Source organism: Paraflavitalea sp., from assembly GCF_059502485.1.
The window spans coordinates 1-3,663 of sequence record NZ_JCACET010000003.1; the positions used below are offsets into that span (position 1 = coordinate 1).

Here is a 3,663-nt window from a genome sequence, read left to right on the forward strand (position 1 = left end):
CGGGATTTGATGATGGGTGATGTAGTGTCCTGAATGCAGGATAACTATTTATTATCAGTATGTATTTACTCAAAAAATTTGCTGGCGAAGACTTTCAAAGAATTAACCTTATAATAGATAATTATAATGGTTTCCAGAACAGATATATTAATCTGATAGCAAGCGCATCTTACGCTTTCCCTGAAATAACAGATGCAATGCGTTATCCTCTTTTTACTCTGCCAACAGAAGGGTTTGCGCCACAGAGATATTTCCCGGCCAGCAAATACATGGATGAGATTGAAGAGCTCGGAGAACAGTTATGCCTGGATTTGTTTAATATTCAAACAGGTTACAGGGTAAACCTACAACCTCATTCTGGTACGCAAGCTAATCATATTGTTTATAATACAGTACTAAAGGACGATGATACAATCTTAAGTCTTAATTCTACCGAAGGTGGTCATATCTCTCATTCCAAGTTTGCCAACGGCACCATCAGGGTAATCAATTACAAATTAAACAATACCGCACAAATAAATATAGAACAAATAAGAGAATTGGCCCATATTTACAAGCCACGTCTTATTATCGCAGGTGTTTCTTCTTATCCCAGAGAAGTTGATTTCCAACAGATCGCATCCATTGCAAAAGAGCATGCAAGCTATTTGCTGGCTGATGTTAGCCATACTGCTGTTTTTATCGCAGGAGAAGTTCATAAAACTATTTTCCCTTACGTTGACTTCGCAACATTTACTATGGAAAAAAACCTGCGTGGCCCTCATGGCGGAGTAGTAATATATCGAGAAGACTTTCATAAAAAAATTTGTTATTCTACCTTCCCTGTTTCACAAGGAGGTCCAATACAAAATATGCTTTTGGCTAAGTTGGTAGCCTTTCAATTATGGAAAAAGTCAGACATAAAAAAATATGCGCATGCTATAGTATTTAATGCTATTGAAATGTGCAATGTGCTGATAGACGGAGGAGTCAACATCGTTACTGGCGGTACAGATTCTCATATTGTATTAGTTGATTTGTCACAAAGTTTGCTTAACGGAAAAGAAGCCGAAACTTTATTGCAGGAAAATCTTATTCTTGCTAATCGCAACTTGATTCCGGGTGACAAAGGGACCCCTCTATTTCCTTCAGGTATTAGGTTTGGAACAACAACTCTTACAAATCTTAATTATGAAATTGGAGACATCCGAATGTTATCTAAAAACCTTGCACTTCTTTTAAACAAGAAAGAGCCAATAAAAGCAGAAATTTCTTATCTTATTAATAAATACCATGCCATGATTAATATCGCCAGTGAGGGGAAAGGCTAAGCAAAAGATCAAGCTGGCCATGGCCATCCACAACTAATGATGTGATTAGTTCTGTACCTGTTTCTTTTCTTTGGTTAATTCGATCAAGAAAATATGGATTAGGTGAAGCAGTCTGTTGAAGTGAAAGCGCAATCTCAGATTGAGATAGGTTATAAATAACTGAAAAATGAAGCCAGGGATCTTCAAGCAACTTGCATTGAGTATATAACATTCGAAGGTGACTATTGTATTCATTCATTGAAATTTCTTTTAAAGCAAGTCTAAATATTAGAATGTTGTTTGTGAGAATTATATGATCTAACATTAGTGAACGACTAACAATCGAAAGGGATTTCTCCGTATGTCGCTTCGCATCCACATAATTACCCTCTTGAAATGAGAGAATGCCAAGATTACAGAGTGGTTCAAATAGTTCATTGGAATTCAAATTTTCAAATATCTCTACTGCTTGTGATAGACACTTTCGGGCGTTCTCATAGCTGCCATTCCACAGATGTATAACCCCCAGGTTATTTAAGCCAGTTGCCTCCTCGAACAAGAGGCCGTTTTGTCGAAAATAATTATAACTTGTTATAAGGTTTATTAGTGCATCATCATACGAAAAGTAGTGAGCGGAGTTGCGGAGGATAATATAGTATTCATGTCGGTGCGTCTTATTTTTTTGTAATTGTTTTATTATTCTCTTTGCTTCTTTATCGTGGCATAAGTGCTGCAAAATATTTAATTGATAAAGAAATACTTTTTCAGAAGGGTCCAACTCTTTAATAAGCTCTAAAGCCTTCTGGAAATGATAAGTCTGAGTCAAATATTTTACATAAAACAATTTGCAAGACGAAGAAAGACGACCAGATTGATTTTCGATTAATTTAAGCGCCTCCATTCCAAGATAAAACTCTGAAGCTTTCTGACAAGCATCTAATATTTGTTCAACCGAGTGCTCTGGTAGAAAGTTGATCATTTCCTTGAACTCTTTATAGATGGCTAAAATATAGAAGTACCGATTTGACTTATATTGTATATCAAATAGCCGAATAACATACTCTATTTTCCCTTTAAATTGGTTAGCGGTAAACACACCAACATAACAGTGAAGCAGATAATTATAATCATTTATCTGTATGGGCCCATTAATCAGACTTTCCATCGATGCCAATAATTCTCGATGCATTTCTATAAATTCATCTTCGGACAAACCTTTCTTTATTGAATGAATAATTTTCTCATGAGCTGGTTTGACGAGATCAGCGCTATGGCCATTTAAATATAAATAACCAATTTTAACAAGATCCCCAATTATTACCGAAACTCTCTCCTCATCTTCGACAAGTAATATATTGCTTAAAAGACGGGTTACATATTGGAGTCTTATTCCCGCTGGAAATAACGAAGCGATAGTTACTAGATATTTTTCAAGTCGGGGTAAAGATCTCAACGTTTCGACAAGCGTTTTAATATCATTTCTATTGCTTGATGGGGCTAAATGATTTAGCGATGAAATGTAATACTCAATCTCTTTTAAATTTCCATTCGTTTTTTTATAGCAGTCTTCTGCGATAATATTTGAGTTTGAAGTATAAGTCGACAATTTGGAAAATAACTCGATGGTCTCATGCAGGGTAAAGCTTTTCAACCTTAAGTCAAGCTGCATAGAAGAAAAGCAAGTCGGGAAATATGCATCCGTTTCTGATTCTAACGTCCTGACTACCGTAATGAAACATAGATTTTTTTCAACTGCTTCTATATGCGACTCTAATAATAATCGTAAGTTCCTTTGCAGGAATTGATAATTATCGATCGATAAATAAACAGGCATTCTCTGCGAAAGGAATTCCAGATATTTAAAAAAAGTTACTGCAATATCAGGTGTTGGATCTTCCTTTTCCTTTTCAAAAATATTTTGTGGTATTATTTCCTTTAAAGGCTTTCCATAAGATGGAATCATTTCAACAGTACTGGAAACGACAGCTAAAAATTTTGTTATAACACTTTTTTTTAGTTTACGGGTCTTTAAAAAAGAAGAAAATGCTGCTTTATCGGGAATTTGAAGTAGACTTTTAGAATTAAACGCCTTTTCGTTCCAGCACAAATAGATCAATGACTCAAATAGCATTGTTGTTACAAACTCATCGGAACTGAGATCTATATATAGGATAAGTGAATCTTTATGTTTTGTTGCAACCTGATTCAATACCTGCTTGATCAAAAAAGATTTGCCTGTGCCGGAATGACCCGAAATTATTGCCGTACGGCTTTTATTAGTTTCTGCAAAATTGCAACATGCATCCAATTTCTCCATTTCAATAGCCCTGGAAGTAAAAACCGGGGACAAATAATCCATAATAAATAGTTATCC

The 3,663-nt window shown here is 35.3% G+C and carries 2 protein-coding genes; one reads left to right on the top strand and one right to left on the bottom strand.

The window, feature by feature from the left end; translation table 11 throughout:
- Window positions 1-59: 59 nt before the first annotated feature.
- Window positions 60-1,310, top strand: a complete 1,251-nt coding sequence (glyA, locus tag AC5JBY_RS00045) for a serine hydroxymethyltransferase (RefSeq protein WP_495902484.1) — start codon at window positions 60-62, stop codon at window positions 1,308-1,310.
- On the opposite strand, the gene AC5JBY_RS00050 is transcribed toward glyA, so the two are convergent.
- Window positions 1,282-3,648 (bottom strand): tetratricopeptide repeat protein, encoded by a 2,367-nt coding sequence (locus AC5JBY_RS00050; RefSeq protein WP_495902485.1) that lies wholly within the window; start codon window positions 3,646-3,648, stop codon window positions 1,282-1,284. The genes glyA and AC5JBY_RS00050 overlap by 29 nt on opposite strands.
- Window positions 3,649-3,663: the final 15 nt, after the last annotated feature.